Annotated in this window: 24 protein-coding genes; 13 read left to right on the plus strand and 11 right to left on the minus strand. The window is 69.9% G+C overall.

The features are described 5' to 3' along the window. Positions 1–16: 16 nt before the first annotated feature. Positions 17–1,309 (plus strand): hypothetical protein, encoded by a 1,293-nt coding sequence (locus tag ACIOSY_RS04985; protein ID WP_400849943.1) that lies wholly within the window; start codon positions 17–19, stop codon positions 1,307–1,309. Here ACIOSY_RS04985 and ACIOSY_RS04990 read toward each other — a convergent pair. After that, positions 1,255–4,746, minus strand: coding sequence for a UvrD-helicase domain-containing protein (locus ACIOSY_RS04990; RefSeq protein ID WP_400849946.1), 3,492 nt, complete (start codon positions 4,744–4,746; stop codon positions 1,255–1,257). The two genes, ACIOSY_RS04985 and ACIOSY_RS04990, sit on opposite strands and share 55 nt — an antisense overlap. After that, positions 4,743–7,964: an ATP-dependent helicase gene (locus ACIOSY_RS04995; RefSeq protein WP_400849948.1), complete on the minus strand. Its 3,222-nt coding sequence runs from the start codon at positions 7,962–7,964 to the stop codon at positions 4,743–4,745. Before ACIOSY_RS04995 ends, ACIOSY_RS04990 begins: the two co-directional genes overlap by 4 nt. Positions 7,965–8,132: 168 nt before the next feature. On the opposite strand from ACIOSY_RS04995, the gene ACIOSY_RS05000 reads away from it, so the two are divergent. The 3 genes from ACIOSY_RS05000 to ACIOSY_RS05010 are packed head-to-tail and all read left to right on the plus strand — an operon-like array spanning position 8,133 to position 9,170. Beyond that, positions 8,133–8,357 (plus strand): DUF3107 domain-containing protein, encoded by a 225-nt coding sequence (locus ACIOSY_RS05000; RefSeq protein WP_400849951.1) that lies wholly within the window; start codon positions 8,133–8,135, stop codon positions 8,355–8,357. 5 nt (positions 8,358–8,362) lie between these two features. Next, on the plus strand, positions 8,363–8,650 hold the full coding sequence (locus ACIOSY_RS05005) for a hypothetical protein (RefSeq protein ID WP_400849954.1): 288 nt from the start codon (positions 8,363–8,365) through the stop codon (positions 8,648–8,650). A gap of 19 nt (positions 8,651–8,669) precedes the next feature. Continuing rightward, positions 8,670–9,170 (plus strand): hypothetical protein, encoded by a 501-nt coding sequence (locus tag ACIOSY_RS05010; protein ID WP_400849957.1) that lies wholly within the window; start codon positions 8,670–8,672, stop codon positions 9,168–9,170. On the opposite strand, the gene ACIOSY_RS05015 is transcribed toward ACIOSY_RS05010, so the two are convergent. Beyond that, positions 9,167–9,880 carry a ferritin-like fold-containing protein gene (locus tag ACIOSY_RS05015; protein ID WP_400849960.1) on the minus strand — a complete coding sequence of 238 codons (714 nt, stop codon included), beginning with the start codon at positions 9,878–9,880 and terminating at the stop codon, positions 9,167–9,169. The two genes, ACIOSY_RS05010 and ACIOSY_RS05015, sit on opposite strands and share 4 nt — an antisense overlap. Positions 9,881–10,076: 196 nt before the next feature. Between ACIOSY_RS05015 and ACIOSY_RS05020 the strand changes: the two genes are divergently transcribed. Then, positions 10,077–11,597, plus strand: coding sequence for a DEAD/DEAH box helicase (locus tag ACIOSY_RS05020; RefSeq protein ID WP_400849963.1), 1,521 nt, complete (start codon positions 10,077–10,079; stop codon positions 11,595–11,597). A gap of 26 nt (positions 11,598–11,623) precedes the next feature. On the opposite strand, the gene ACIOSY_RS05025 is transcribed toward ACIOSY_RS05020, so the two are convergent. Beyond that, on the minus strand, positions 11,624–12,511 hold the full coding sequence (locus ACIOSY_RS05025) for a DUF817 domain-containing protein (protein WP_400849966.1): 888 nt from the start codon (positions 12,509–12,511) through the stop codon (positions 11,624–11,626). A gap of 68 nt (positions 12,512–12,579) precedes the next feature. Then, a complete protein-coding gene (locus ACIOSY_RS05030; protein ID WP_400849969.1) occupies positions 12,580–13,455 on the minus strand; it encodes a PHP domain-containing protein in 876 nt (291 codons plus the stop codon). A 99-nt stretch (positions 13,456–13,554) separates the two neighbouring features. Between ACIOSY_RS05030 and ACIOSY_RS05035 the strand changes: the two genes are divergently transcribed. Next, the gene (locus ACIOSY_RS05035; protein WP_400849972.1) at positions 13,555–14,577 is read left to right on the plus strand and encodes an endonuclease/exonuclease/phosphatase family protein; all 1,023 of its coding nucleotides are present in this window, start codon (positions 13,555–13,557) and stop codon (positions 14,575–14,577) included. A 36-nt stretch (positions 14,578–14,613) separates the two neighbouring features. Beyond that, the gene (locus tag ACIOSY_RS05040; protein ID WP_400849975.1) at positions 14,614–16,023 is read left to right on the plus strand and encodes an aminopeptidase P family protein; all 1,410 of its coding nucleotides are present in this window, start codon (positions 14,614–14,616) and stop codon (positions 16,021–16,023) included. A 114-nt stretch (positions 16,024–16,137) separates the two neighbouring features. Here the strand turns inward: ACIOSY_RS05040 and ACIOSY_RS05045 are convergent, their stop codons facing one another. Both ACIOSY_RS05045 and ACIOSY_RS05050 read right to left on the minus strand, forming a co-directional pair. Continuing rightward, the gene (locus tag ACIOSY_RS05045; RefSeq protein ID WP_400849978.1) at positions 16,138–16,803 is read right to left on the minus strand and encodes an alpha/beta family hydrolase; all 666 of its coding nucleotides are present in this window, start codon (positions 16,801–16,803) and stop codon (positions 16,138–16,140) included. Then, the gene (locus ACIOSY_RS05050; RefSeq protein ID WP_400849981.1) at positions 16,803–17,483 is read right to left on the minus strand and encodes a general stress protein; all 681 of its coding nucleotides are present in this window, start codon (positions 17,481–17,483) and stop codon (positions 16,803–16,805) included. The genes ACIOSY_RS05045 and ACIOSY_RS05050 overlap by 1 nt, the downstream gene beginning before the upstream one ends. Positions 17,484–17,560: 77 nt before the next feature. Here ACIOSY_RS05050 and ACIOSY_RS05055 point away from each other — a divergent pair, with 77 nt between their 5' ends. Genes ACIOSY_RS05055 through ACIOSY_RS05065 form a run of 3 tightly spaced genes read left to right on the plus strand, consistent with a single transcriptional unit; the run spans position 17,561 to position 20,510 of the window. Continuing rightward, a complete protein-coding gene (locus ACIOSY_RS05055) occupies positions 17,561–18,817 on the plus strand; it encodes a magnesium transporter MgtE N-terminal domain-containing protein (protein WP_400849984.1) in 1,257 nt (418 codons plus the stop codon). Further along, positions 18,817–19,392, plus strand: coding sequence for a DUF1003 domain-containing protein (locus ACIOSY_RS05060; protein ID WP_400849986.1), 576 nt, complete (start codon positions 18,817–18,819; stop codon positions 19,390–19,392). The genes ACIOSY_RS05055 and ACIOSY_RS05060 overlap by 1 nt, the downstream gene beginning before the upstream one ends. Continuing rightward, positions 19,389–20,510, plus strand: a complete 1,122-nt coding sequence (locus ACIOSY_RS05065) for an Mrp/NBP35 family ATP-binding protein (RefSeq protein ID WP_400849989.1) — start codon at positions 19,389–19,391, stop codon at positions 20,508–20,510. Before ACIOSY_RS05060 ends, ACIOSY_RS05065 begins: the two co-directional genes overlap by 4 nt. Positions 20,511–20,527: 17 nt before the next feature. On the opposite strand, the gene ACIOSY_RS05070 is transcribed toward ACIOSY_RS05065, so the two are convergent. Next, entirely contained in the window at positions 20,528–20,896 is a 369-nt protein-coding gene (locus ACIOSY_RS05070; protein WP_400849992.1) for a Sec-independent protein translocase TatB, read from the minus strand. A gap of 90 nt (positions 20,897–20,986) precedes the next feature. Here ACIOSY_RS05070 and ACIOSY_RS05075 point away from each other — a divergent pair, with 90 nt between their 5' ends. Continuing rightward, complete coding sequence (locus ACIOSY_RS05075; protein ID WP_400849995.1) at positions 20,987–21,625, plus strand: O-methyltransferase; 639 nt, start codon at positions 20,987–20,989, stop codon at positions 21,623–21,625. Between the two features lie 83 nt (positions 21,626–21,708). On the opposite strand, the gene ACIOSY_RS05080 is transcribed toward ACIOSY_RS05075, so the two are convergent. The 3 genes from ACIOSY_RS05080 to dapE form a co-directional block, all read right to left on the minus strand. After that, positions 21,709–21,882, minus strand: coding sequence for a DUF3117 domain-containing protein (locus ACIOSY_RS05080; RefSeq protein ID WP_141872549.1), 174 nt, complete (start codon positions 21,880–21,882; stop codon positions 21,709–21,711). Between the two features lie 93 nt (positions 21,883–21,975). Beyond that, positions 21,976–23,193 carry a hypothetical protein gene (locus ACIOSY_RS05085; RefSeq protein ID WP_400849999.1) on the minus strand — a complete coding sequence of 406 codons (1,218 nt, stop codon included), beginning with the start codon at positions 23,191–23,193 and terminating at the stop codon, positions 21,976–21,978. Next, complete coding sequence (gene dapE, locus ACIOSY_RS05090) at positions 23,175–24,248, minus strand: succinyl-diaminopimelate desuccinylase (RefSeq protein ID WP_400850002.1); 1,074 nt, start codon at positions 24,246–24,248, stop codon at positions 23,175–23,177. The genes ACIOSY_RS05085 and dapE overlap by 19 nt, the downstream gene beginning before the upstream one ends. A gap of 85 nt (positions 24,249–24,333) precedes the next feature. On the opposite strand from dapE, the gene dapD reads away from it, so the two are divergent. Both dapD and ACIOSY_RS05100 read left to right on the plus strand, forming a co-directional pair. Further along, on the plus strand, positions 24,334–25,287 hold the full coding sequence (dapD, locus tag ACIOSY_RS05095) for a 2,3,4,5-tetrahydropyridine-2,6-dicarboxylate N-succinyltransferase (protein ID WP_400850005.1): 954 nt from the start codon (positions 24,334–24,336) through the stop codon (positions 25,285–25,287). Positions 25,288–25,540: 253 nt separating this feature from the next. After that, positions 25,541–26,941 (plus strand): DEAD/DEAH box helicase, encoded by a 1,401-nt coding sequence (locus tag ACIOSY_RS05100; RefSeq protein WP_400850008.1) that lies wholly within the window; start codon positions 25,541–25,543, stop codon positions 26,939–26,941. Position 26,942: the final 1 nt, after the last annotated feature.

A 26,942-nucleotide genomic window follows, 5' to 3' on the forward strand; every position in this document is an offset into this window, starting at 1 on the left:
GACCTACCCTGGGGGCATGGGACGCTCACCTTTCACTCTAGCCGCGGCTGTGACAGCTGCACTGCCCGGCGCGGAGGTCACGGGGACTCGCCTGCTGAGCGCCGGGGGCGACGCACGGTTCGATTCCGCCGTCGCTTCGCTCGCCGACGGCCGCGAACTCGCGATCCGTGTCGCCGACGACGATGACGCCGCACGCGAGCTGGCCGCCGAGGCGCTCGCGCTTCGCGCTCTGACGGCAGGCGCTCGTGCGATGCTCCCGTTCCGCGCCCCGGAGTACATCGGCGAGACCCGCGTCGGCGAAGGCCGCGCGCTCGTCACCGAACTCCTCCCCGGCTTCCAGATCGAAGCGCCGCACGTTCCTGCGGGTCGGGGCGCTGCACCGTCGATGGGCGCCGCCATCGCCGCCGTGCACGCACTGCCGACCTCGGTCGTGCGGGGCGCCGGGCTCTCGTCCCGCTCCGCAGAAGAGAGCCGAGAAGACGTGCGTCGCCTGGTCGACGACGCTGCCGCGACCGGACGCGTTCCCGCTCGCCTGACCGTGCGGTGGCGGGATGCCGTCGCCGACGACGAACTGTGGCGATTCGAGTCGACCGTGATCCTGAGCGGAGTTCAGGCGACGTCGTTCCTGTTCGACGACGACGACGAGCGCGGCCCGGAGGTGGTGGGCCTGCTCGGTTGGCATGGCCTCGCCGTGGGCGACCCCGCCGTCGATCTCGCATGGCTCTCCGCGGCTCCCGATGCGTCCGACGACGTGCACGCGGCCTATGCCCGGTCGCTCGATCGCCTTCCCGACCCGGCGCTCGACGTGCGCGCACGTCTGTTCGCCGAACTCGAGTTCGCGAGATGGCTCGTGCACGGCGATTCCCTGCGTCGTTCCGACATCGTCGACGACGCCGCCGCCCTTCTCGAAGCCCTCGCCGAGGGACTTCGCGTGAACGACCTCGCCGTTGTCGCTGAGCGCGCAGACGGCGTCGACTCTGCCCTCGACGCGCTCGATCGCGTCCCCGCCGACACCGCGCTGCGCGGCGACACCTCGATGCAGACCGACGCGTACAACCCCGATGAGCTCTGGGCGGACGACGACGGATCGCTCACGGGCGACGTCGCCCGGACCTCGGGATCGGATGCCGGGGCGGCACGCCGAGCCGAGATGTTGAACGTCGAGACGGAAGACCTCTCGGGCGTCGGCGACCTGTTCACCGCGCCGGACGCGGCGTCATCCGACCGTGACGAGCCGGAGACGGACGATGAGGCTCAGCGCGCCGCGCGTGCCGCGCTCCAGCGTTGGAAGAGTTCCGCCTCCGAGTAGATCCGGTCCCCGCGGATGACGAGATCGTCTGCGACGTAGTACAGCGCGACGTCGATCTCCTCCATCGGAACGCCGAACCGTCGGTGATACGCGAGACGGTACAGCGCGAGCTGCAGCATCCGCTCGTCCTGCTCCTCGACCGTGCGCGGTGTCTTTCCCGTCTTCCAGTCGACGATCTCGATGCGTCCACCGCGGTCTTCGCGCTGGTAGATCGCATCCAGCTTGCAGATGACGATGTGGGCGGCCGCATCGCGTCCTGCCTCCGGGATTCCGGCACCGAGCGCGAAGTCGATCTCGATCTCGACCGCGATCGGTTGGAGGGTCCCCCATTCGCTGCGCTCGAACGTGGCCTGGAGCACGGCGAGATCGACCGCGTCGGCCGCGCTCCCGGTCGCCGAGTCGGAGACGACGGGCGGCTCGTCGTCATCGATCTCCCACAGCGCCTCATCGACTCGATTGCCGACACCCACGAGAGCGGAGCGCTGCTCGACCCAGGCGTGGAAGAGCGTCCCCAAGCGCGTCTGCCGGTACGGTCGCTCCGGCATCGGGCGGACGATGGACGACACGGTTCCGCGGTAGTCGGTGACGTAGTCCTTGAACCGCGATGCCGGCACACGCGTCGGAGGCGTCGCGTCGATCCCTCGCATACGCGCTGCCCTCTCCGCCAGAAGACGTGCGAGCTCATCGGTCGGCTGAACGGCATCCGGCTCGGCCGAAGCTCGGGCGACCGCAGCATCGACGGCGGCCGCCGCACGCTCGACCACCGCGCGTCGCGCGCCGAGCGGATCGAGCGGCCAGAGCATGGTCGCTCCCGGACCGTCGTAGGGATTCTCCTCCGGGTCGACCGGATCCACAGGATCGATCCCCCGCACCTCCATCGCCTCGACGAGGAAAGGACTCGGCGTGCGCGGCGACTTCTGCCCCGCCCAGTGCGCCCCGGTGAGCAGGAGATCGGTACGGGCACGAGTGATCGCCACGTAGGCGAGTCGCCGCTCCTCCTGCTGCTGATAGGCGCGGTAGGCGTCTTTGAAGCGGCGGATCGCACCGCCCTGCGGATTCGCCTTCGTCACCCCGCCCGAGAGCGATGACTGAGCCAGCGCGGCCCTCTTCTTCGGGTCGGACTCGCTTCCGACAGCGGCAGCGGGATCCCAGTCGAAGCGCGGGAGCGCATCGCGATCGCCACGCAGCGCGAACGGCACCACACCGAACCCGAACCACCCCGACGTGTCGGACACCCGGCTGGGCAGCTCATCGACGACGAGGCGGACGACGGCCACGGCGTCCCACTCCAAGCCCTTGGAACCGTGGATGGTGAGGAGCTGCACGACGCCCGGTTCCGGCGGTTCCGGACGCGGCATGAGCTCGTCGGTGCTCTCGGCCTTGTCGAGCCAGGCGAGCAGGCTGCCGATGGATCCGCGCTCGTCGGCCGCGAGGAACGTGCGCACCTCATCCGAGAACGCACGCAGCTGTGTCGACGCGATCCGGGCGGGTCCGCGCGTCTCGTTGGCCGCCAACTCGATGTCGAGCCGCAGTTCCAACTCGATCAGACGCAGCAGTTCGGGCAGCGGCTGCGAGGTCGCTCGCCGCAGGCGCTCGAGCATCTCCCCCGCCGACCGGATGCGAGCCCGTCCCTGCGGCGTGATGCGCTCGAGCATCCGATAGTCGTCGCGCACTGCACGGACCACGTCGACCGCATCGACGATCGACACGGCCTCGTCGGCACCGCGGGAGCTGCGCAGGCGCACCCGCACTTCTTCGGGGAGCGGCATCATCGCGGTGTCGCGGTCGGCGAGCGTGCGACCCAGGTCGTAGAGCGCCGCCATGTCGGCCACTCCCACACCGAAGCGCGGGCCAGTGAGAAGACGGATCAGCGCCGAGCCCGCTGTCGGGTCGTGGACGACGCGCAGGGTCGACACGACGTCGACCACTTCGGGGGTGGCGAGGAGCCCCCCGAGTCCGAGGATGCGGTGCGGCACCCCTTGCGCGGCGAGCGCCGCCGCGAACGTCTGCATGTGCCGCTTCGACCGGAACAGGATGGCCCCCGTGTGCGGCCGCCCGGCAGCGCGTTCGTCGTGCGCTGCGCGACGATCCGCGAACCAGCGCGCGACGTCGGTGGCCTCGTCGTCGACCGTGAACGCGAACCGCACATCGACGGCGCCGTCGGTCGCGCCCGGGCGGGGATCGAGCGGAGGAACATCGAGGCCCGGCCGTTGGAGCGGCTCGAGCACCCGGTTCGCGATGTCGAGGATCGCCCGGTCATTGCGCCAGCTCGTCATCAGACTGAACGTGTGCGCGGGGGCTGCGTGCGCGAACGACCCGGCGAACGCATACAGGTTGTCGGCACTCGCACCTCTCCACCCGTAGATCGACTGGTGCGGATCGCCGACGGCCATTACCGCGGAATCCCGGAACAGCTCGGCGAGGAACTGCGTCTGGATCACCGACGTGTCCTGATACTCATCGAGCAGGACGACACGATGCTGCTCGCGCAGATCGGCCCGCACATCGGGGGCCGACTCGATGATGTCGTAGGCGCCGGCCACCTGATCGGCGAAGTCGAGCACCCCGCGTCGGTGCTTCTCGGAGATGTAGTCGCGCACGAGCTTGGTGAGCGTGGGAAGGCTGAGCAGGTTCGTCGCCGCCCGCTCGACGTCGGCGTTGCCCCGGTACGGCTCGAACGAGAGCGCGGTCTCCCGCGCGATCTCCTCGGCCCGTTCGAGGTCGACGCGATGGTCGAGGGCTTCGCCGGCGAGCTTCTGCACGGCGTCGATGACCGTGCCGAGCGCGTATTCGATGCCCTCGAGCTCGGGCAGGTCAGCGCGCAGAACGACCTCGCGCGCCAGCATCCACGACGCCGCCTGACTGAGCATCGCCACGTCGGCATCGCGTCCGATCCGTGCGGCGTGCTCGCGCACGATGCCATCGGCGAAGGCGTTGTAGGTCGAGACGCGCGGCCGGATCATCAGTTCTTCCGCCGCACGCGGAGTCGCCGGATCCCAACCCGTTCGGTAGGTCTCCGCCAACTCGTTCAGGACGTGCGAGCGCACGAGTTCCCGTTGGCGACCCGGCGCGGCGTCGTCGACGCGTCGCAGAGCGCCCGAGCCGACGATCTCGCTGACGTGCGGCAGAAGGCCCCGGCGACGGTACTCGTCGATCACGGCGAGCCGCGATCCGATGCGCTCCGCGAGCTCTCCCGCCGCCTTGCGCGTGAAGGTGAGTCCGAGGATCTCTTCGCGCCGCACGTGACCGTTGGCGACGAGCCACACGACCCGACCCGACATCGTCTCGGTCTTGCCGCTGCCCGCGCCGGCGACGACGAGGGCCGGCTCCGGCGGGGCTTCGATCACACGCTGCTGCGCCGGCGTCGGCGATGGTTGTCCGAGGGCGGCGGCGACGTCGGTCGCGGAGATCGCGAGCGTACCCTCCCAGGCGCTCATGCGCTCACCGCCGGAACCGTGTGGATGCGGCACGGATGCACCCGGCGCTGGGTGTCGGCGCAGTGCGACTCGACCTGTGCCGTGAAGCTCGAGGCGGACATCCCGCGCGCGGCATCCGCCACGCGTCTGAGGAAGGCCTCGCGGGCCTCGTCTCCCAGAGTGTGCTGATGCGCGACGCGATAGTCGCTCTGGGAGAGCGTCTTCGAGACGATGACCAGACGGGCCCCGGCGAGCGAGTCGGCGGCCGCGCCGTCGACGAGTCCTTCCTGCACCGCCACCTGGTAGGCCGCGAGCTGGGCGTGCTCGACCACGCCCGGATCGGATTCCGGATCGGTCTTGCCCGTCTTCAGGTCGACGACGACCGTGCGTTCGCCCGCACCGCTCGCGGACGACATCTCGGTCCAGCCCCGACCACGGGCGTGCGGATGCTCGCCGCCGGCCGGCGGGTACGCCTCGACGCGGTCGATGTACCCGCTGACGATCGCGCGCGCGCCGATGCCCTCCTCGTCGGCCGGCCTGACGGTCGGAACGCCGTCATCGTCGGGAAGAGCCACCGCGAAGTCGAAGCGCGCCTCGCTCCCGATCACGCGTCCTCCGTCGCGTCGCACGTCGCCGAGGTAGGAGTGCAGTCGGTCCACGTAGAGGTCGGCGCGTCGGCGCTCCTTGCGGCCGATCCACGGGGTCTCGAAATCGAGCTCGGGCCAGTGCTCGGCGACGATCGCACGCATCTGCTCGAGATCGCCCTCGGGCGACCTCTCCATCGCCTCATGGATGATCGTGCCGATCCCGGCGGTCGGCGGCATCACGGTGTCTCCGCCGAGCGCGGAGACCACCCAGTTGAGGCCGCACTCCTCGTAGGACTCCATCTTCGACGGCGACACGCGCGCCCCCTCCTCGCTCAGGTCGCGCAGGGCCGCCTGCGTGCTCGCGGCGGTCACGCCGTACCAGTCCGAGGGGTCGGCGCCCGCGACTCCCTCCCGAGCCAGCACGGCCAGCTGCGTCGCAGCGGCTTCGCGCGCGGCATCGGACACGGTCGTGGTGAGCGTGCGACGATGGCGCGCGACCAGCCCACGCAGGGTGAGCGGATGCTCCGCCGACGCGTGCTTCTCGGGCGCGTCGGGCGTCGGCAGGAACGCGAAGAAGGGGCTCGGCGTCAGATCGTCGTCGTCGACGGCCGTGACGAGCAGGCGGTCGCGTGCGCGCGACACCGCTCGTACGAAGAGGCGCAGTTCGTCGTGCAACGCCGCGCGGCGACGATCGAGTGCGCCGGGAGGTTCGGTGTTCACCCCGGTGCGGAGAGCGGCGAGCGCGTCGGGGAGCCGCCAGGTCTGCAGCATGCCGCCGCGCAGGCGCACGTTCGGCCAGATGCCGTCTTGGAGGCCCGCGACGACCACCGCGTCGAACTCCGTGCCGAGGGCCGTCGCCGGGGTCAGCAGCGTGACCCGCCCCGGCCGATCCGGGGTCGACAGCGAGTCTTCGGGCACTTCGCTGTCGAGGATGTCGCGGACGAACGCCTCGGGCTTCTCGTTCGGTGTGCGCTCCACGAACCGCTTCGCCGCGTCGAACAGCGAGACGAGGGCATCGAGAGCCCGCGCCGTCTCGGCGCCGCTGGGCTGGAGCGAGATCTCGCGCCACGCGACGTGCAGGCGACGACCGTCGACGGCTCGCGCCTGATCCCAGACGCGCCAGAGCAGGTCGTGCACGGTCTCTCCGGAGGCCGCAGCGGCGGACACGGCGGCGAGTGTGTCGGCGAATCTGCCGGCCGTTCGCGACTCGGGCGCATCGATCAGCGAGAAATGGGCCGGATTGGCCATCGCCTGCCGCAGCAGTTCCCTGGCCGGTGTCGATCCGCCCTGTTCGAGTTCGAGGTGGCGCAGGCGCGCGCGCAGTCGACGAAGACCGATCGCGTCCATCCCCCCGAACGCGGTGCGCAGCGCCTCTTCGTAGTCGTCGCTCGTGCGTTCGACGACGGGAGTGAGAGCGAGGCGGACGACCCCGACGATGTCGCGGACGATCCCTTCGCTGCCGAGAGGTCGTTGCACTCCGGCGGCGCGGGTCGGGATCTCGCGGGCGGCGAGTTCGGTTTCGAGGAGCGTCACCTGGCGGGTGTCGTGCGCGACGACCGCCATCCTGTCCCACGGGATGTCGGAGGCGAGGTGCCATTCGCGCATCACCCCGGCGATCCGATCGAACTCCTCGTGCGGCGAGGGCGCGAGGAACGTCGTCACGACGGCATCTGCTTCGTCGGGCTCGACGGCCACGGGTGCGCGACGATGGTCGACGCGTCCCGAGGCGCCGATCGCCTGCGTCACAGTGCGGGTGAGCGCCGTGAGCGGCGGACGTTGACGGTGGGCGCCATCGAGCACGTGCACGTCTCCCAGAGCCCCCGCCAACTCGGCGAACAGCTCGGGGCTCGCGCCGCGGAACGCACCGGAGGAGATGTCGGGATCGCCGAAGGCGAGCACGGCGATGCGCCGCGCTCGGAGCGCCTGCACGATCGCGATGCCGCCGCGGGTCAGTTCCTGCGCATCGTCGATCAGCACCACGCGGAGGGGCGCCAGAGCGCCGAGCGTGGCAGGATCGGCGGACCGCAGGATCACGCTGGCCTCGCTCAGGAGGTCGGCGGCGTCACGGTGGGCGGAACGGAGCGCGTCGAGGATCGATCGGTACTCGACGAGGAAGTCGGCCGTCGCGGCCCAGGCCTCATCGCCCGATGCGCGGAGCTCGGCGGGCGACGCCCCCAGCTCGGTGCATTCGGCGAGCAATGCCCGCAGTTCGGAACGAAATCCCTTGGACGCCCGCACGGAAGGGCTGAGCGATTCCGGCCAGGGGATGCGCCCGTCTTCGATGTCGCCGGCGAGCAGCTCGGCGATGATGCGGTCCTGGTCGGCGCCCGTGAGCAGCGCGGGCGGCTCCGCTCCCGCCTGCACCATCGCGCCGCGCACGAGTTGGAAGGCGAACGAGCCGAGCGATCGGGCGAGCGGTCCGGGTGTCGCCTGACCGATGCGCACCCCGATGCGGTCGCGCAGCGCTGTGGCCGCCTGGCGGCTCGGAGTGAGTACGAGAAGCTCTTCGGGACGCAGGCCCCCGGCGTCGAGCAGGTGCACGACGCGGTCGGCGAGGGTGCGGGTCTTGCCGGTTCCGGGTGCTCCGATGATGACGCCGGATGCCGTCACCGCGGCCTCGACGACGGCTCGCTGCGCGGCATCCCCTGTCATGAACTCCACGCTAGCGGGGTGCGCGGACATCGCCGCCCCGGCCGTCGGAGCGTGCTGTGCGCTCAGGGCGAAACCCGGTGCCGCGGCCGATCTCGCCGCCGGGCCGCGGGGTAGAGTTGGCGGCAGACATCGGACGGCGACGTCGTCCTGACATCCCAAGGAGCACGCGTGGAAATCCGCATCGGCATCATTCACACCGGCCGCGAGCTGAGCTTCGAGACGGCGACCCCCTCGGACGAGGTGCGCGCACAGATCGCCGCAGCACTCGAGCAGAGCACCGCGCACGTCAGCTTCACCGACGTCAAGGGAAACTCCTACATCGTCCCCACCGCGAACCTCGCCTACATCGAACTGGGCACCGAGGAATCGCGTCGCGTGGGCTTCGTCGCCTGACCGCGATGTACATCCTCCTCGCGCTCATCGGCGCCTGCGTCCTGGGCATCGCCGCGCACTACATGATCGACGGTCGCGACCTGCGCGGGGTCGCTCTGACCCCCGCGATCGCGACCGCGGTGGCGGCGATCGTCTACACCGCGTTGCAGTGGGCCGGTCTCGGCGAAGGCAACGTCTGGCTGTGGGTGGCGAGCATCCTCGGCGGTGCCGCCGTGGCGGTCGTCGCGACGATCACCATCGTCGCGGTGCGTCGCCGGTCGGATGCCGAGAAGATCACCGCCCTCGGCATCTGAGCACGGGCGGGGTGCAGGAGTGACCGAACGACGCACCCTGCTGTGGACCCGCATCTGCATCGGGATCCTGATGCTCGGGCTCTTCGTCAGCGGCATCACCGCGTTCCCCCTGCGGGTGGAGCTCGGCCTCGGCTCCGACATCCTGCATGCGACTCCGATCGCGCAGTGGTTCCCGGACGCCGTCGGCTGGGTCGATCGGGTGGCAGCAGCGCTCGTCGACGTCGACGGCCGGTACCCGTTCATCTCCTATGGAACGGACTGGCTCGCCTACGCGCACCTCGTGATCGCCGTGGTGTTCATCGGCCCCCTCATCGACCCGGTGCGCAACATCTGGGTGACGCAGTTCGGCGTCATCGCGTGCATCGGGATCGTGCCGCTCGCGCTCATCGCCGGTAGCGTGCGGGGCATCCCTCTCGGATGGCAGCTGATCGACATCTCCTTCGGCGTGATCGGTGCCATCCCGCTGCTCATCGCGTGGCGTCTGACGCGCCGCCTCGAGCGGATGGCGCAGGTCGCCTAGGAGGCCAGCCCCATCGCATCCATGCGCCGGGCGTGTGCTCCCATGAGCTCGGTGTAGACCGGCTCTATCCGCTCGTCGTCGACAGCGAGACGCTCGGGCCGCAGCGCCGTGCGGCACACGAGGATGGTGTCTCCGACGAGACGCCGCGCCCACATCGAGAGGAGCGATCGCCACTCCTCGTCGCTCTCGATGGTCTCCTGGACGATGGCGACGATCTCGTGGCGGGCGTCGTCTTCGCGCAGGATGTCGGCCACGCGATGCCCGGTCTCGCCGTAGCTGGAGGAGAGCGCGAGGTAGAAGTCGTCGAGCATTCCGGCCGTGATGTAGACGGCCAGGAGCGTCTCCCGCGGACGAACACCGATCGTCTTGCGCCGGAACGCATCGAGGTTCTCGCGGAACGGGAGCATGAGCTGCGTCGGATCATCGCCGCGTGCGGCGATCAGGTCGACGATCCCCCGGTGCTTCGTGAGCGCCGCACCGGCGGCGCGCGACAGCGCCTCCTTCTCGGCGAGCTCGGGCGTCGCCCGGATCAGGCGGGTGAGCGTCTCGAAGTATCCGAGCTGCAGGTAGGCGGCCTGGCCGAGGAAGCGCGGAAGCTCGGGGGCGAGTTCGGCGAAGTCGACGCGGGTCGCATCGCCCTGATCACCCCGGCCCCGCAGGGCGAGGGTGCGTCGCGGCGCCGCATCGCGCTGCCAGAACCACTTAACCACGAGGTCTCCCTACCGAGTTCGCCACGACGTTCACAATACCCGGGCGCGGGCTCATCCCCGGGTGTTCGCACCCCCTCGGGTAGGCTGGGCGTGTCCCCGCCGTAGGAGCGGGGCCCCGCGCCTGTGGCACAAGAGACGGCGTGGATCGTTTACGTGGCGGTCTTAGCGAGATCGCCGGACAGGCAATCTGAATACAGTGACTACTTTCTCCGACCTCGGCGTCGATCAGGACATCGTCGACGCCCTCGCCGCCAAGGGAATCGTCGACGCGTTCCCCATCCAGGAGCAGACGATTCCTCTCGGCCTCCCGGGGCAGGACATCATCGGCCAGGCGAAGACCGGTACCGGCAAGACCTTCGGTTTCGGCATCCCCGTCGTGCAGCGTCTGGGTCTGAACCCCGAGCACGGCGTCAAGGCTCTCATCGTGGTCCCGACCCGCGAGCTCGCGGTGCAGGTCTACGAAGACATCGACCTGCTCACCAGCAACCGTTCCACCAGCGTCGTCGCGATCTACGGCGGCAAGGCGTACGAGGGCCAGATCGATCAGCTCAAGGCCGGCGCGCAGATCGTCGTCGGCACGCCGGGTCGTCTGATCGACCTCGCCGGTCAGCGCCTGCTCGATCTCTCGAACGCGACCGAGGTCGTGCTCGACGAGGCCGACAAGATGCTCGACCTGGGGTTCCTCGCCGACATCGAGAAGATCTTCCAGAAGGTCCCCGAGGTGCGCCACACCCAGCTGTTCTCGGCGACCATGCCGGGACCGATCGTGGCCCTCGCCCGTCGCTTCATGACGAACCCGATCCACATCCGCGCCACCGATCCCGACGAGGGCCTCACGCAGGCGAACATCAAGCACCTCGTCTACCGCGCGCACTCGATGGACAAGGACGAGGTCATCGCCCGCATCCTCCAGGCCGAGGGCCGCGGCAAGACCGTGATCTTCACGCGCACCAAGCGCGCCGCGCAGCGTCTCGTCGACGAACTGGGCGACCGCGGCTTCAACGTCGGCGGCGTGCACGGCGACATGGGCCAGGATCAGCGCGAGCGTTCGATGGCCGCGTTCAAGGCCGGCAAGCGCGATGTTCTCGTCGCCACCGATGTCGCCGCCCGCGGTATCGACGTCGACGACGTGACCCACGTCATCAACCACACCATCCCCGACGAGGACAAGACGTACCTGCACCGCGCGGGCCGCACCGGTCGCGCGGGCAAGACCGGTATCGCGGTCACGTTCGTCGACTGGGAAGACCTGCACAAGTGGGCGCTCATCAACCGTGCGCTCGAGTTCGGGCAGCCGGAGCCGGTCGAGACGTACTCGTCGAGCCCGCACCTGTTCAGCGACCTCAACATCCCCGAGGGCACGAAGGGCCGCCTGACGACGGCCCCGAAGGCGGAGTCCACCAAGCCGCCCCGCACCCCGCGTCCCGAGCGCGCGGCCGACGTCGCCGCCGAAGGCACCGAAGAGGGCGGCACGCGTCGTCGCCGTCGCCGCCGTGGCGCGTCGACGCCGGTCGGTTCGACGTTCGCCGAGGGTGCTTCCGCAGAGTCCGGTGAGGGCGACAGCGCTCCCGCCGCAGACCGCAGCGCCGAGGGCGCCGGAACGCACGACGGTGAAGGCAAGGAGCACCACGACGGCAAGCCGGCACCGGCTCGTCGCCGCCGTCGCCGCCGCGGCGGTTCGGGTGGAACGGGTGCCGCGCCGGTCGCAGGCGCCTGAGACCAGACGATTCAGCGGGGTGGATGCTACGGCATCCGCCCCGCTTCTTCGTTCTGGCGCACGATCGCCGCAGGCACCCGCGGCGGGTAGACCCAGGTCACGAGAACGACCGAGATGATCATCAGCAGGAACCAGGACACGAGCTTGCTGGGCGAGACGAGCTGCCACGCGACTTCCTGGTCGGGGTAGGCCCAGGCGCCGGCGAGGGTGCCGATGTTCTCGGCGAGGTAGATGAACACCGCGACTCCCCCGAAGGCGAGGAGCAGCGGTATCCGCAGCGTGCGCCGCCATACGCGTGCGTGCATGACGGTCGGCAGCCACAGCACGACCACGGCGATCAGCAGCACCCACCGCGCGTCCCACCAGAAATGGTGGGTGACGAAGTTGAGGTAGATCCCCGCGGCGGCGAGCGCGGTGAGCCACCGTCGCGGGTACCGGGTGAACCCGAGGTCGAAGAGCCGGTACACGCGCACCATGTACGACCCGACCGCGGCGTACATGAACCCGCTGAACAGCGGAACGCCTCCGATGCGGAGGATGCCGTCTGCGGCATATGCCCACGAGCCCACGTCGGTCTTGAAGAGTTCCATGACGGTGCCGGTGATGTGGAAGAGCAGGATCACCCAGAGTTCGCGCCCGCTCTCCAAGCGGAAGACCAGCATCGCCACCTGGATGAGAACCGCGGCGATCGTGAGGGCGTCGTTCCGTGCGATGACGGCGTCGTCGGGGTACCACAGCCGCGCGGCGACGATCGCGACCAGCAGCAGCGCTCCGAACACGCAGGCCCAGGCCTGCTTGAGCACGAACACCGTGAACTCGACCAGGCCCGCGCGGATGCCGTCGGCGGGAGCCCCCCGAAGAAGGCGGTGGGCGACCGCGTCGATGCGGCGCTCGAGAGATGTTGCCCGTTGCATCCGCCGACCGTATCAACGGCGATCGCGAGAGTACCGGGAGTTCGCCGTCAGAGTGCCGCCGCCCGATGTCAGGGGTAGCTCGGTGTGCTACCGGTCGCCTTCGCGATGAGGCGTTCGACCATGTCGTCGCTGGTCGTGTTCTCTCCGGGACGGTTGGGCTTTCCGGTGCCGTGGTAGTCGCTGGACCCGGTGACGATCAGTCCGCGGCGCGTCGCGATGTCGCGCAGCAGGGCCTTGCCCGCTTCGGTGTTCTCCCGGTGATCGACCTCGAAGCCGCCCAATCCCGCGTCGACCAGTCGATCGATGAACGGCACGGGCATCATGCGATCCCGCCCCGCGGTGACGGGGTGGGCGATGATCGCCACTCCCCCGGCGTTCGTGATGAGGCGTACCGCCGTGAGCGGGTCGGGCGCGTAGTGCGGTTCGTAGTACCCCTCGCGCGGATGCAGGATGCCGTCGAAGGCCTCGGTGCGATCGCGCACGATCCCTCTGGCCACGAGCGCGTCGGCGATGTGCGGGCGCCCGACCGTCGCATCCGTCGTGGTCTGGGCCAGCACGTCGTCCCAGTGCAGGTCGTAGTCGCGCCCGATGCTGCGCACGATGCGCTCGGCGCGCCCGACACGATCGCTGCGGATGCGTTCCGTCTCGGCGCGAAGATCGCCGTCGTCGGGGTCGAAGAGGTAACCGAGCACATGCACGCTGCGCCACTCGTGCTTGGCGGAGAGCTCCATGCCGGGGATGAACGTCATCCCGAGTCCGTGGGCGGCTTCGGCAGCCTCCGCCCAACCTGTGGTGCGGTCGTGATCGGTGAGCGCGACCGTGCGCAGCCCGTAGGCGTGCGCCTGGCGCACCACCTCGGCCGGCGACTCGGTACCGTCGGACTGGTTCGAGTGCAGGTGCAGGTCCGCCGGACCTGCGAATCGACGGGAATGCTCAACGACCATCCTCCGAGCGTACCGAGCGCGCCGGTACCCGGGTGCGCAGCGTGCGGAGCGGCTCGGCGCGGCAGAGTTTTCACAGGCGGCGCTCCTAGGCTGGAACGGATGCTTCGCCTCCTCGGATTCCTGTTCACCGTGCTGCTCGCCGCCGTCACGGCGGTCGTGGTGTGGCCCCAGTTCTTCCGTCTGGAGCAGACCTATCCGTTCGCACAGATCGTCGCCGCCCGCGGGGTGGTCCTGGCCGGGTTCATCATCCTCGCCGTCATCGCCCTCCTGCTCCTCCTCGCGCGTCCGCTGCGCGGGTTCGCCGCCTCGGTGCTGATCGTCGCGCTGCTCGGAGCGGGCGCGACGGGGATCATCGGCGCGACCCGCGGCTTCGGAGCATCCGCGCTTCCCGCGAAGACCGACACCAGCCTGCGCGTGCTCACCTGGAACACCGCGGGCGAGGCGGTGCCGGCCGAGCAGATCGCCCAGCAGATCCTCGACCAGGGCGCCGACATCGTGGCGCTGCCCGAGACCACCGAGGCCGTGGGCGAGCGCATCGCCCTCATGCTGCGTGAGCAGGGGCATCCGATGTGGGTGCATCACGTGCAGTTCCGCCCCGACGTGCCCAACGGCCCGCAGTCGTGGCAGACGACGGTGCTGGTCTCGCCGGATCTGGGCGAGTACTCGGTCATCGAGTCTTCCGAAGACGGCTCCAACAACACGGGTTCCGTTCCGAGCGTCGTGCTGATGCCCGTGGACGGCTCGGGCCCCACGGTCGTCGCCGTGCACGCCGTCGCGCCGCGCAAGGAGGAGATGGTGCAGTGGCAGGCCGATCTGGCATGGATCGCCGACCAGTGCCCGCAGGGCGACTTCATCCTCGCCGGCGATTTCAACGCGACGATCGACCACATGGCCACCCTCGGTGTCGACGGCGGTGACATCGGCTACTGCCGGGATGTCGCGTCGCGCACGGGCAGCGGCCTCGTCGGCACCTGGCCCAGCTCGGTGCCCGCGCTGGTCGGCGCCCCGATCGATCACGTCATGGCTTCGCAGAACTGGACCCCGACCGGATCGGCCGTCCTCGACGATGCCGGCGGAAGCGACCACCGCGCCCTGATCGTGCAGCTCGAGCCGGCCGGCTGAGCACCCGCGCAGCCCCTCTGGTGAGAGACTGGAGGGATGAGCACCGCAGAACGCGACACGATCGCTGAGCCCGACGTCGAGAACAGCAACACGAACCGCAAGCAGCCGTTCCCCCGGGGCTTCCTCGACACCATCTCCACCGGGTGGGCCGAGCGCCCCGAGAACCTCCCGCCGGCCCGCGAGCAGGCCCCCTTCGCCGCCGTGCGCCGCGCAGCCCTGTCGGCAGCCTTCCCCGGAAAGCGCCTGGTCATCCCTGCGGGATCGCTCAAGCAGCGCAGCAACGACACCGACCACGTGTTCCGCCCGCACTCGGCGTTCGCTCACCTCACCGGCTGGGCCTCCGACACCGAGCCCGACTCCGTGCTGGTCTTCGACCCGACCGACGCCGGCCACGACGTCACCCTGTACTTCCGCGAGCGCGCCGACCGCACGACGACCGAGTTCTACGCCGATGCGACCGTCGGCGAGTTCTGGATCGGCCCTCGCCCCTCGCTCGCGGGTGTCGCGGCAGATCTCAATCTCGCCACCGAACATCTCGCGGAATACCTTCCCGTCGACGGCGAGCTCGTGCTCGATGACGACGACGCCCTGACCCGTACCGTCTCGGAGCTGCGCCTCATCAAGGACGAGTACGAGATCGCCGAGATGCGCCGCGCGGTCGATATCACCGCGAACGGCTTCGATGACATCATCCGCGAGCTGCCGTCGGCCGTCGCGCACGCCCGCGGCGAGCGCGTGGTCGAAGGCGTCTTCCACCGCCGCGCGCGCGAAGACGGCAACGGCGAGGGCTACGACACGATCGCCGCGTCCGGCCCCCACGCCTGCTATCTGCACTGGACGCGCAACGACGGCGCGGTCGTCCCCGGAGATCTGATCCTCGTCGACGCCGGAGTCGAGGCCGACAGCCTGTACACCGCCGACATCACCCGCACCCTCCCGGTCTCGGGCACGTTCACCGAGGTGCAGCGCCGCGTCTACGAGACGGTGCGCGAGGCAGCCGACGTCGCGTTCGCCGCCGCCAAGATCGGCGTGCGCTTCCGCGATGTGCATGCGGCTGCGATGTCGGTGATCGCCGCACGCGTCGCCGAGTGGGGCCTGCTTCCGGTCACCGCCGAAGAGGCGCTCGACGCCGATGCGGGCGGTCAGCACCGCCGCTACATGGTGCACGGCACGTCGCACCACCTGGGCATCGACGTGCACGACTGCGCGCAGGCGCGGCGGGAGATGTACTACGACGGCATCCTCGCCCCCGGCATGGTCTTCACGATCGAGCCGGGCCTGTACTTCCAGATCGATGACCTCACGGTCCCCGCCGAACTGCGTGGCATCGGCGTGCGCATCGAAGACGACATCCTCATGACGGAGGACGGCCCGGTCAACTTGTCGGCCGGGATCCCCCGCACTGCCGACGAGATCGAGGCGTGGATCGCCCGCGTCCAGAGCTGAGCCCCGGGGCGCCGGCCGCCCGCTTGACCCGAGAGGCCCCTTCGCGTGCGAACGCGCGGGGGCCTCTCGGTCGTTGACAGGTGTCGACCCGGCGTCTGCGGTCGCGGGTGGCGGTCAGGGGGCGATGGTCTCGGCGATGAGCGGGGCGAGGGACGCGCCGATGTCGGATGCCGGGCGCTTCCGACCCTTCACCTCGAAGCTGTGCCCGCCCCCGTCGATCCAGACCACACGGGCGTCCTGACAGGCGGCGAGCACCGAGTCGAACTGATCGAGGGGCTGGATGAAGGGATCGTTCGACCCCTCGATGAACAGCTGCGGAACGGAGATCGCGGGCAGGTGCTCGGCGCGGAGCTTCTCGGGCGTCCCGGGCGGATGCAGGGGGTAGCCGAGGTAGACGAGGCCGTCGACCTGCAGTCCCTCGGCGACGGCCATCGACGCCATGCGCCCGCCGTAGGACTTACCCGCCGCCCACAAGATGGCGTCGGGATCGTGCCGGCGTGCGGTGTCGACCGCGGCGCGCCACGTCGCGATGGCATGCGTGGCCGGGCCGGGCATCCGCCTCCCCTGCTCGACGTAAGGGAAGTTGAAACGCAGCGTCGAGAACCCGAGAGCGGTGAGCGCATCGGCCAGGCCCTCGAGGAACGGATGATCCATTCCGGCGCCTGCCCCGTGCGCGAGCAGGATCGTGGCGCCGTTCGTTCCCGTCGTGCGCTCGGCCGAGACGGCGACGGCGCCTGCCGGAAGGGCGACCTCGAACGAGAACCGCTCGCCCGCGGTCATCAGGCGGTCTCTGCGGGCTTTCCGGTGATTCCGGGCTCGACGACGCCCTCGGGACCCGTCGGTGCATCGCCGGTCGGCGGCACCGGATCGGCGGGGCGCGGAGGGATCACCGGGTCGGGCACCGGTGCGGCCGGCGGTGTCGTCGTGCCCGTGGGGATGCGCTCCCCGTACCGCGGCGGCTCGTCGAGGTCGACCGGAGGCCGGACGGCGGCGGGACGCTCGACGCCCAGCACCTGACGGGCCTTCACGAGCGACGACGGCAGCACCGTCACCTCGTAGTGGTCGGCGGCGAACTGCGTCACGCTCGCGAAGTCACGACGGCGACGGATGATCGAGAAGGTGAGAAGGCTGAGGATCATGCCGATCGCCACGCCGATCAGCACGAAGCCGACGAAGAGCTGGATCGGGACCTCGGGGTTGCCGATGACGAGGATGGCGGAGAGGAACAGTCCGATCAGCACACCGTTGATCGCTCCCGAGCGGGCGGCCGTCGCGTAGCCCAGTTTGCCGGTGATGCGTTCGACCGTGCGGATGCTCTGCCCGACGATCGCGATGTCCCGCGCAGGGACCTCGCCCGCGATCAAGGTCGACACCGCCTTCTGCGCGGCCTCGTAGTCGCGCATCGAGGCGACGATCTCACCGGTTTCGGTGCTGTTCACGGGACGGTTGAGCATGCTCATCCGACCATTCTTCCACGACGCGGCCGCGCCGTCTCGGGGGTGAGGTCTCCATCGGCCTCGCGGACTACGCTGGGCAGGTGAGCACACAACGGGTATTCGCCGCGCGCCTGGCAGGGTGCGCCGTCTTCGACCCCGTCGGCGACCGGCTCGGCAAGGTCCGTGACGTCGTCATCGTGTATCGAAGTACGGCCGCGCCGCGGGTGATCGGCCTCGTGGTCGAGATTCCCGGACGCCGTCAGGTGTTCCTCTCGATCGGGCGCGTCACGTCGATCCGCTCGGGCCAGGTCATCAGCACCGGCCTCATCAACGTGCGCCGGTTCTCGCCCCGCCCCGGAGAAGTGCGAGTTCTCGCCGAACTCCTCGGACGCCGGGTGAGCTTCGCCGACGGCAGCGGCTCGGCAGTCATCGAAGACGTGGCGATCGAACCGAACCGTCTCGGGGAATGGGCGATCAGCCAGCTCTTCCTGCGTCGGCCGAAGACGAGCGCCTCGCCGTTCGCGAAGGGCTCGACGACGTTCGCCGCGTGGAGCGAGGTCTCCGAGGAGCGCGCCCCCGGTGAATCGCAGTCCGCCGAGCAGTTGGTGGCGTCGTATTCCGAGCTGCATGCCGCCGACCTCGCCAACACGCTCCTCGACCTGCCGCAGCAGCGCATGATCGAGGTCGCCGAAGAGCTGTCGGACGATCGCCTCGCCGACGCGATGGAGGAGATGCCCGAAGACGACCAGGTGCACATCCTGGATCGCCTCGGCGACGAACGCGCCGCCGACATCCTCGACCAGATGGAGCCGGACGACGCCGCCGACCTGCTCGCACAGCTGCCGCCGAGCCGACTCGAGCACCTGCTCGAGCTGATGGAGCCGGAAGAGGCCGAAGACGTGCGCATGCTGCTGCGCTACGGCCCCGACACCGCCGGTGGCCTCATGACTCCTGAGCCGATCATCCTGTCGGCCGATGCGACGGTCGCCGAGGCGCTGGCGCTCATCCGCCGTCACGAGCTGCACCCGGCACTCGCCGCCGCGGTGTTCGTGACCCTTCCGCCGTTCGAGACGCCGACCGGACGCCTGCTCGGGGTCGTGCACTTCCAGCGGATGCTCCGCTATCCGCCGCACGAGCGACTCGGCGCGATCGTCGACGACAGCCTCGAGCCGGTGCCCGTGAACGCCTCGGCCGCCGAGGTCGCGCGCCTGCTCGCGAGCTACGACCTCGTGTCGCTCCCCGTCGTCGACGCGGCCCACCGCCTCGTCGGCGCGATCAGCGTCGACGACGTGCTCGACTACCTGCTGCCCGACGACTGGCGCACCCACGACAACGACACCACCGCGGAGGTGCGCTGATGGCCCGGTCCTCCCCCCGCCTCGACGCGCCCCTCGGCCGCGGCACCACCCGCCCGCGCACCACGTCGCGCGACCGTTTCGGGCGCTTCACCGAGTGGGTCGCCCGCGCCATGGGCACGCCCACGTTCCTGCTCATCCTGAGCCTGTTCTGCATCCTCTGGATCGTCTGGAACACGCTCGGACCCGACGAGCTCCGCTTCGATGACGCCGCCCTCGGCTTCACGGCGCTCACGCTCATGCTGTCGCTGCAGGCCTCCTACGCCGCTCCCCTGATCCTCCTCGCACAGAACCGCCAGGACGACCGCGACCGCGTGCAGATCGAGCAGGACCGCCAGCGCGCCGAGCGCAACCTCGCCGACACCGAGTACCTGGCGCGCGAGATCGTGGCGCTGCGCCTGGCGCTGGAGGAGCGCAACTCGCAGGTCGTCACGCGCGACGTGCTGCGCCACGAGCTGAAGGCGCTGCTCGCCGAGCTCGACGATTCCGACATCGATTCCGCCCCCACCGACCAGACGACGTCTTCGCACCCGCGCACGGGGCCGATCAAGACACGTTCGCCGCGACCCCGCGCATGACGTCGCCCGACGCGGTGCGTCGAGCCGTTGCGGCCGTCACCGACCCCGAACTGAGAAGGCCCATCGGCGACCTCGACATGGTGCGCGAGATCACCGTCGAGGGCGACACGGCGCACGTGGCGATCGTCTTGACCATCGTCGGATGCCCGGCCGCATCGAAGATCGAGTCCGATGTGCGCAACGCCGCGGCATCCGTCGCCGGCATCGCCGCGGTCGATGTCGAGGTGGGCGTCATGACGCCGCAGGAGCGCAAGGCTCTGACCGAGAAGCTGCGCGACGGCCGCGCGCCGCGGCAGATGCCGTTCGGCCCCGACTCGCTGACCCGCGTGATCCTCGTCTCCAGCGGCAAGGGCGGCGTCGGCAAGTCGACGGTCACCGCGAACCTCGCCGTCGCCCTCGCCGATCTCGGGCTGGCCGTGGGGCTCGTCGACGCCGATGTGCACGGCTTCTCGATTCCCGGGTTGCTGGGCATTCCCGCCGGTACCCAGCCGACCCGGATCGACGACCTCATGCTGCCCCCGGTCGCGCACGGGGTGAAGACGATCTCGATCGGCATGTTCCTGCGCGACGGCGAAGGGGTGGTGGCCTGGCGCGGCCCGATGCTGCACCGCACGGTGTCGCAGTTCCTCACCGACGTGCACTTCGGCGACCTGGACGTGCTGCTCATCGACATGCCTCCCGGCACCGGTGACATCGCGATCTCGATCGGGCAGCTGCTTCCGCACGCCGAGGTGCTCGTCGTCACGACCCCGCAGACCGCAGCCGCCGACGTCGCGATCCGCAGCGGACTGGTGGCGCGTCAGACGGGGCAGACGGTCATCGGCGTCGTCGAGAACATGGCCGCCCTCACGCTGCCCGACGGCACGGTCGTCGATCTCTTCGGCTCGGGCGGCGGGGCGGCCGTCGCGACGGCGCTCTCGACGCCGGACACCGTGGTTCCCCTGTTGACGTCGATCCCGCTGAGCACCGCGCTGCGCGCCGGTGGGGATGCCGGAGAGCCGGTCGTGCTGGCATCCGAGACGGATGCCGCGGCGACGGCCATCCGCGACCTCGCACGTCGACTCGCCACGCGCGGGCGCGGTCTCTCGGGGCGTTCGCTGCCGATGTCGCTCAGCTGATCAGGAAAGCCCTGCGCTCACGTCGCTTCGAGGTCGAACGGGGGCAGGTTCGATGACGTGAACTCCTCCGGCGCCCGGCGCGGAGCGGGTTCGGCGATCACGGTGGGCATCGGCGGCGTGGACGGCTTCGGCTCTTCGAGCAGCGCGTCTCGGATGATCCGTCGCGGGTCGTACTGGCGCGGGTCGAGCTTGCGCCAATCGACCTCGTCGATCTCGGGGCCCATCTCGTCACGGACGCGCGAACGGGTGTCGCGGAGGTACTCGCCGGCACGGCGCACCACACTGGCGAAGCCCTCCGCCATGCGCGGAAGTCGCTCCGGGCCCACGATGAGCACCGCGATGAGACCGATCAGCAACAGCTTCTCGAAGGTCAACCCGAACTGCATCTGTCCAGGCTACCGCCGCGCCTGCACTCGACGCGCGCACCGAGCCAATACGCTGTGAAGAACACACGGCGCAGGCGGGAGGACCAGTCCATGAGCGAGCACGACGCGAACGCACGTTTCATTCGTGAATCCATCGTGGAACCGGACACGATCGCGCGCGCACGGGCGCACGCCGTCGAGCTCGGCGCCGCACCGATCAGCGCCGTCCTCGGCTCGCAGATCGCCGTCCTCGCGGCGGCGACCGGAGCCCGTTCGATCGTCGAGATCGGCACGGGCACGGGAGTCTCCGGACTCTGGCTGCTGCGCGGCGCACCCCAGGCCGTCCTCACATCGATCGACAACGAGCCGGAGCATCTGGCGGCGGCCCGCCAGTCGTTCGCCGAGGCGCGGGTGCCCGCGACGAGGGCACGGTTCATCACCGGCCGTGCAGCCGACGTGCTCCCCCGCATGAACGAAGCGTCGTACGACATCGTCCTCGTCGATGCCGACCCCGAGAACGTCATCGATTACGTCGAGCACGGCCTTCGGCTCATCCGGACCGGCGGCATGGTGCTCGTTCCCCGCGTTCTCGCGGGCGGCCGTGTCGCCGACCCGGTGCAGCGCGACGAGGTCACCTCGGCGTATCGCTCACTCATCCAGGAGACGCAGGAGTCTTCCGCCGTCCTCGCCACGGTCTCCACCGCTGGCGAAGGTCTGCTGCAGTTGATCAGCGTCGCCGAACGGGACTGAGAGCCCGATTCCGGCAGACGAAAGAGGGCGACGGATCGGATGATCCATCGCCCTCTTCCTGATCCGCGAGCGGATCACATCAGTCAGGCCGGAGCCACGACGCCGGCAAGCACGTCGTGAAGTTCCTTCGCCTCGGCGTCGTTCACAGACACGACCAGACGGCCGCCGCCTTCGAGCGGAACACGCACGATGATGAGTCGTCCTTCTTTCACGGCTTCCATGGGACCATCGCCGGTCCTCGGCTTCATCGCTGCCATCGCGGCTTCCTTTCCTCGGTGGTATGTGAAGAGTTTATCGGTGTCACCGCCACCTGGACGTCACCTGTGAAGAAATGCATCGACTCTTCATGTTCAGGGCACTTGCCAGAACGTGTTCCCCAGGGCGTAGATGTGGTAGATCCACAGCCATTGACCGGACAGGCACAGCGCCACCACACTCATCCGCCAGACCCGCGATCGGGGTACGGCGACCGCTCCCCACAACGGACTGATCGGCAGAAGCAGCCGGAACGTGCTCGACTGGGGGAAGAACACCGCCAGCAGGTAGAGCAGGTAGCTGGCACTCCACAGGCGCAGGTCCGTACCGAGCGCCCGCACCTGAGGAGCACGGAGCAGCGCGAGCGCGGTCGCCACGACGACCAGCACGAGGGCGACCAGGCCGCTCCAGGCCGGCAGTCCCCACTGCACGAACCAGAACTGCGCCGCCTGGATCCAGCCCTCGAAGGGCACGAATCCGGCGACGCCACCGGCGACCCAATGCTGACGCCACGCCAGTTCGGTCGCGAGGTACGCCCCCATGTCTCCCGTGGCGAGACCGGCGATCACCTGCCAGGAGAAGCCCGCCAGGGTCGTGAGGGCTCCGAGGGCGAGGATGTGGATGATCTCACGAGGCCGGAATGGATCATCGCGGCGGTTGCGCCAGCGCAGCAGACCGTGCAACCCCAGGAAGAGCGCGAACGCCAGGATGCCGGGGCGCGTGAACGCCATGACGGGAATCAGCAGATACAGCCAGGAGTACTGGCGCCGCGCCACCGCCTCGAGTGCGAGGAAGAGGAGGAGGAGGAAGAGGGTCTCGGCGTATCCGACCTGGAAGAGGGCGGCGATCGGTCCTGCGGCGAAGAACACCACCGCCCACAGCGCCGCAGCCGATCCGATCCGGTCGCGCAGCAGTCGATGCAGGGCGAGACACGCCAGGTAGCCGGCGACGAACGAGAGCACGAAGGCGCCGATTCCCCAGGAGCCGAGCACGAACCCGAGCCCCTTGGCGGCGAACGCGAAGACGGGGAGGAACGCCCATTGATTCTCGGCGACCGTTCCGGCATCCGTCAGCGGCAACTCCGTCGGATACCCGCTCTCGGCGACCAGCCAGTACCACTGCGCATCCCAACCGACGACGAAGTCGACGAGTCCTGCGCCCGCGCCGAAGCGCGACAGCGACGTCGACAGAGAGGCCGCAAGGATCAGGAAGCCCGTCGTGACGAGCCGCGCGATCAGATAGATGACGGCGATGCGCAACGCCATCGGCGTCTGCGCCCACCGGCGCCCGACGGTCAGCGCGAGCTGAGCCACGCCCGCAGTCCCCGCTCGACGGCATCGATCTGAGCGAGCGGGACGCGCTCCTCGTCGTGATGTGCGAGGTGCGGGTCTCCCGGACCGTAGTTCACGGCAGGGATGCCGAGAGCGGAGAAGCGCGCGACGTCGGTCCATCCGTACTTCGGTCGCGGCTCGGCACCCACCGCTTCGACGAACTGCTGCGCGATCGGCGCGTCGAGTCCGGGGCGGGCGCCCTCGGCCGCGTCGGTGATCTCCACGTCGAATCCGGCCAGCACGCTGCGCACGTGCGCCTCGGCGTCGGCGGCGGACTTGCTCGGCGCGAACCGGTAGTTGACCTCGACCTCGCACACGTCCGGGATGACATTGCCCGCGACACCACCGGCGATGCGCACGGCGCTCATGCTCTCGCGGTACAGGAGTCCCTCGACCAGCACCTCGCGAGCACGGTACTCCGCGAGGCGGCTCAGGATCGGCGCCGCACGGTGGATCGCGTTCTCACCGATCCATGCGCGAGCGCTGTGTGCGCGCACGCCGCTCGTGCGCACGATGGCGCGCATGGTGCCGTTGCAGCCGCCCTCGACCTCGCCGTTGGAGGGCTCTCCGAGGATTGCGAAATCGGCGACGAAGAGATCGGGGCGGACCGCCGCGAGCAGTCCGAGGCCGTTCTTGGATGCTTCGACCTCTTCGTTGTCGTACCACATCCAGGTGATGTCGATCGCGGGGTCGGAGAGTTCTGCGGCGAGCTTCAGCTGCACGGCCGTGCCGGCCTTCATGTCGACCGTCCCGCGCCCCCACAGGTACGGCTCCCCGTCGACGTCGATCAGCCGCGTGGGCAGGTTCGCGTTGATCGGCACGGTGTCGATGTGCCCGGCGATCGCGACGCGCTGCGTGCGGCCGAGCGCCGTCCGCGCCACGATCGTGTTGCCGTGACGGATGACCTCGAGGTGCGCGAACGGCGCGAGCGCCGCTTCGATCGCATCGGCCAGGGTCTTCTCGTCCCCCGACACGCTCGGCACGTCGCAGATCGCGCGTGTGAGGTCGACAGAGGACGCCGTCAGATCGAGCACCATGAGCCCAGCCTATGACCTGGCAGCCCTGATCGACGTCGGCGGTCACACGTGCGGCCGCCGCCCGGCCAGCCGGTAGCGTGGAGGCATGACTGACGCGCGCACGGTGTGGGGTATCGGACTGACCACGATCGCCGGAGACGGCACGACCCTCGACGCCTGGTATGCCGACCTCGGGCCCGGGTCCCTCGCATCGGCCGGAGCATCCGTCTCGACCTTCACCGGCGACGGACTCGTCGGCCCCGACGAGCGACGCAACGTCACCGTCGAGCTCGTCCGCCTCGAGATCGACCTGGATGCCGCGCCGACCTCGACCGCCGACGCATACCTGCGACTCCACGCGCTGTCGCACCTGCTCGTGCGTCCCAACGAGCTGAACCTCGACGGCATCTTCGGCCACCTGCCCAACGTCGCCTGGACCAACGCCGGTCCCGTGCTCCCCGACGACGCCGCTCGACTGCGCCCGCAGCTCCAGCGCGCCGGCATCCAGGTGCAGGGGCTCGACAAGTTCCCCCGGCTGACCGACTACGTCCAACCGCGGGGCGTGCGGATCGCCGATGCCTCGCGCGTACGCCTCGGGGCACACCTTGCTCCCGGCACCACCGTGATGCACGAGGGCTTCGTCAACTTCAACGCCGGTACGCTCGGCGCCTCGATGGTCGAGGGCCGCATCTCGCAGGGTGTCGTCGTCGGCGACGGCAGCGACATCGGCGGCGGCGCGTCGATCATGGGCACGCTCTCGGGCGGCGGCGCGCATCGCGTAGCTATCGGGTCGCGCACCCTGCTCGGTGCGAACTCGGGCATCGGCATCTCGCTCGGTGACGACTGCGTGGTCGAGGCGGGCCTCTACGTGACCGCCGGCAGCAAGATCGTGCTCGCCGACGGCCCCGTCACCGCGGACGGAACGCGCAAGACCGTCAAGGGCGCGGAGCTCTCCGGCGAGAACGGTCTCCTCTTCCGTCGCAACTCCCTCAGCGGCGCTGTCGAGGCCGTGCGCCGCGCCGGCGTCGGGGTGACGCTCAACGAGGCCCTGCACGCCTGAACCACGCCGTGATGGGCCGCATGCGGCCTCTCACAGGTGCGCACTGATAGACTGATGTCGTTGCCTGCCCTTCGGGCCGTGCAACGTCGTCGTCGACACGGGGTCTTTGAGGACCGAAGCGAGCCGCCCGGCTCCCACCACCAGCATTCGCTGGCCTTTCGCACGGCGAACCGATGCGCACGCCTCCTGCGAGCGCCGTCGCCCACCTCAGCCCACTATCGTGCCGTTTCCTCGTGCACGGACGGAGTCATGCATGTCCACTTTCCTCGAACTCGGCGTACCCGCCGATCTCGCCGCCGTTCTCGCCGATTCCGGCAAGACCGAAGCCTTCGCGATCCAGCGCGACACCCTTCCCGACTCGCTCGCCGGACGCGACCTGCTCGGCCGCGGCCGCACCGGCAGCGGAAAGACGATCGCCTTCGCGCTTCCCCTGGTCGCTCGTCTCGCCTCGTCGGGCAAGGCGCGTCGCGCCGGACTGCCCCGCGGTCTCGTGCTCGCACCGACCCGCGAGCTCGCCACCCAGATCGCGGCGACCATCACGCCTCTGGCCGAGGCCGCTGGCCTCCGCGTCACCACCATCTTCGGCGGCGTCAGCCAGCGCCCGCAGGAACAGGCCCTCAAGGGTGGCGTCGACATCGTCGTCGCCTGCCCCGGTCGCCTGGAAGACCTCATGAAGCAGGGCGTCGTGCGCCTCGGATCCGTCGAGGTCACCGTGCTCGACGAGGCCGACCACATGGCCGACCTGGGCTTCCTGCCCGGCGTCACCCGCATCCTCACCGCCACGCCCGCCGGCGGCCAGCGCCTGCTGTTCAGCGCGACCCTCGACCGCGGAATCGACGGGCTCGCCCGCCGCTTCCTCGTCAACCCGGTCAGCCACGAAGTCGATGAGGAAAGCGTTCCCGTCGGCGAGATGACGCACCGCGTGCTCGTCGTCAACTCGACCGACCACAAGACCACGCTCGTGCGGGACCTCGCCTCGGGCACCGGTCGCCGCATCCTCTTCACGCGTACCAAGCACCAGGCCAAGAAGCTCGCCAAGCAGCTCACCGCCGCGGGCATCCCCGCGGTCGACCTGCACGGCAACCTCTCGCAGAACGCGCGTGAGCGCAACCTCAGCGCCTTCTCTTCCGACCCGGCAGACGGAGGCGTGCGCGTGCTCGTCGCCACCGACGTCGCCGCACGCGGTGTGCACGTGGACAACGTGGACCTCGTCGTGCACGTCGACCCGCCCATGGAGCACAAGGCGTACCTGCACCGCTCCGGTCGCACCGCTCGCGCGGGCGCTGCGGGCACCGTCGTGACCGTCGTGCTCCCCGAGCAGCGTCGTGACGTGAAGGACCTCCTGCGCAAGGCGGCCATCGTCGCCCCGCTCGAGGACGTCACCGCGAACATGGTCACCGAGCTCGTTCCGGAGCGCGCGGAGCACGTGCGTCCCGCTCCCCCGCAGCCGGTCCAGCGTCAGGCGACCAAGCAGCGCCCCGCCGGCGGCGAGAAGAGCGGCGCGGCCAACCCGCCCGCCCGTCGCAGCCGTCGTCCGCGCTCCGCCGGTCAGGGACAGGGTGGCCAGGGCCAGAGTGGCTTCTCCCGTCAGGGCGGCCAGGCTCGTCAGGGCGGCCAGGCTCGTCAGGGCGGCCGCAGCGCGCAGGGCCGCTGAC

It is taken from the genome of Microbacterium sp. NPDC087665, from assembly GCF_044743285.1.
Taxonomy (GTDB): Bacteria; Actinomycetota; Actinomycetes; order Actinomycetales; family Microbacteriaceae; genus Microbacterium.

Bases quoted from the DNA above. Each gene is read 5' to 3' on its own strand.
- ACIOSY_RS04985 (WP_400849943.1), top strand. From the start codon at position 17: ATGGGACGCTCACCTTTCACTCTAGCCGCGGCTGTGACAGCTGCACTG.
- ACIOSY_RS04990 (WP_400849946.1), bottom strand. From the start codon at position 4,746: ATGAGCGCCTGGGAGGGTACGCTCGCGATCTCCGCGACCGACGTCGCC.
- ACIOSY_RS04995 (WP_400849948.1), bottom strand. From the start codon at position 7,964: ATGACAGGGGATGCCGCGCAGCGAGCCGTCGTCGAGGCCGCGGTGACG.
- ACIOSY_RS05005 (WP_400849954.1), top strand. From the start codon at position 8,363: ATGTACATCCTCCTCGCGCTCATCGGCGCCTGCGTCCTGGGCATCGCC.
- ACIOSY_RS05025 (WP_400849966.1), bottom strand. From the start codon at position 12,511: ATGCAACGGGCAACATCTCTCGAGCGCCGCATCGACGCGGTCGCCCAC.
- ACIOSY_RS05030 (WP_400849969.1), bottom strand. From the start codon at position 13,455: ATGGTCGTTGAGCATTCCCGTCGATTCGCAGGTCCGGCGGACCTGCAC.
- ACIOSY_RS05035 (WP_400849972.1), top strand. From the start codon at position 13,555: ATGCTTCGCCTCCTCGGATTCCTGTTCACCGTGCTGCTCGCCGCCGTC.
- ACIOSY_RS05040 (WP_400849975.1), top strand. From the start codon at position 14,614: ATGAGCACCGCAGAACGCGACACGATCGCTGAGCCCGACGTCGAGAAC.
- ACIOSY_RS05045 (WP_400849978.1), bottom strand. From the start codon at position 16,803: ATGACCGCGGGCGAGCGGTTCTCGTTCGAGGTCGCCCTTCCGGCAGGC.
- ACIOSY_RS05050 (WP_400849981.1), bottom strand. From the start codon at position 17,483: ATGAGCATGCTCAACCGTCCCGTGAACAGCACCGAAACCGGTGAGATC.
- ACIOSY_RS05060 (WP_400849986.1), top strand. From the start codon at position 18,817: ATGGCCCGGTCCTCCCCCCGCCTCGACGCGCCCCTCGGCCGCGGCACC.
- ACIOSY_RS05065 (WP_400849989.1), top strand. From the start codon at position 19,389: ATGACGTCGCCCGACGCGGTGCGTCGAGCCGTTGCGGCCGTCACCGAC.
- ACIOSY_RS05070 (WP_400849992.1), bottom strand. From the start codon at position 20,896: ATGCAGTTCGGGTTGACCTTCGAGAAGCTGTTGCTGATCGGTCTCATC.
- ACIOSY_RS05075 (WP_400849995.1), top strand. From the start codon at position 20,987: ATGAGCGAGCACGACGCGAACGCACGTTTCATTCGTGAATCCATCGTG.
- ACIOSY_RS05080 (WP_141872549.1), bottom strand. From the start codon at position 21,882: ATGGCAGCGATGAAGCCGAGGACCGGCGATGGTCCCATGGAAGCCGTG.
- dapE (WP_400850002.1), bottom strand. From the start codon at position 24,248: ATGGTGCTCGATCTGACGGCGTCCTCTGTCGACCTCACACGCGCGATC.
- dapD (WP_400850005.1), top strand. From the start codon at position 24,334: ATGACTGACGCGCGCACGGTGTGGGGTATCGGACTGACCACGATCGCC.
- ACIOSY_RS05100 (WP_400850008.1), top strand. From the start codon at position 25,541: ATGTCCACTTTCCTCGAACTCGGCGTACCCGCCGATCTCGCCGCCGTT.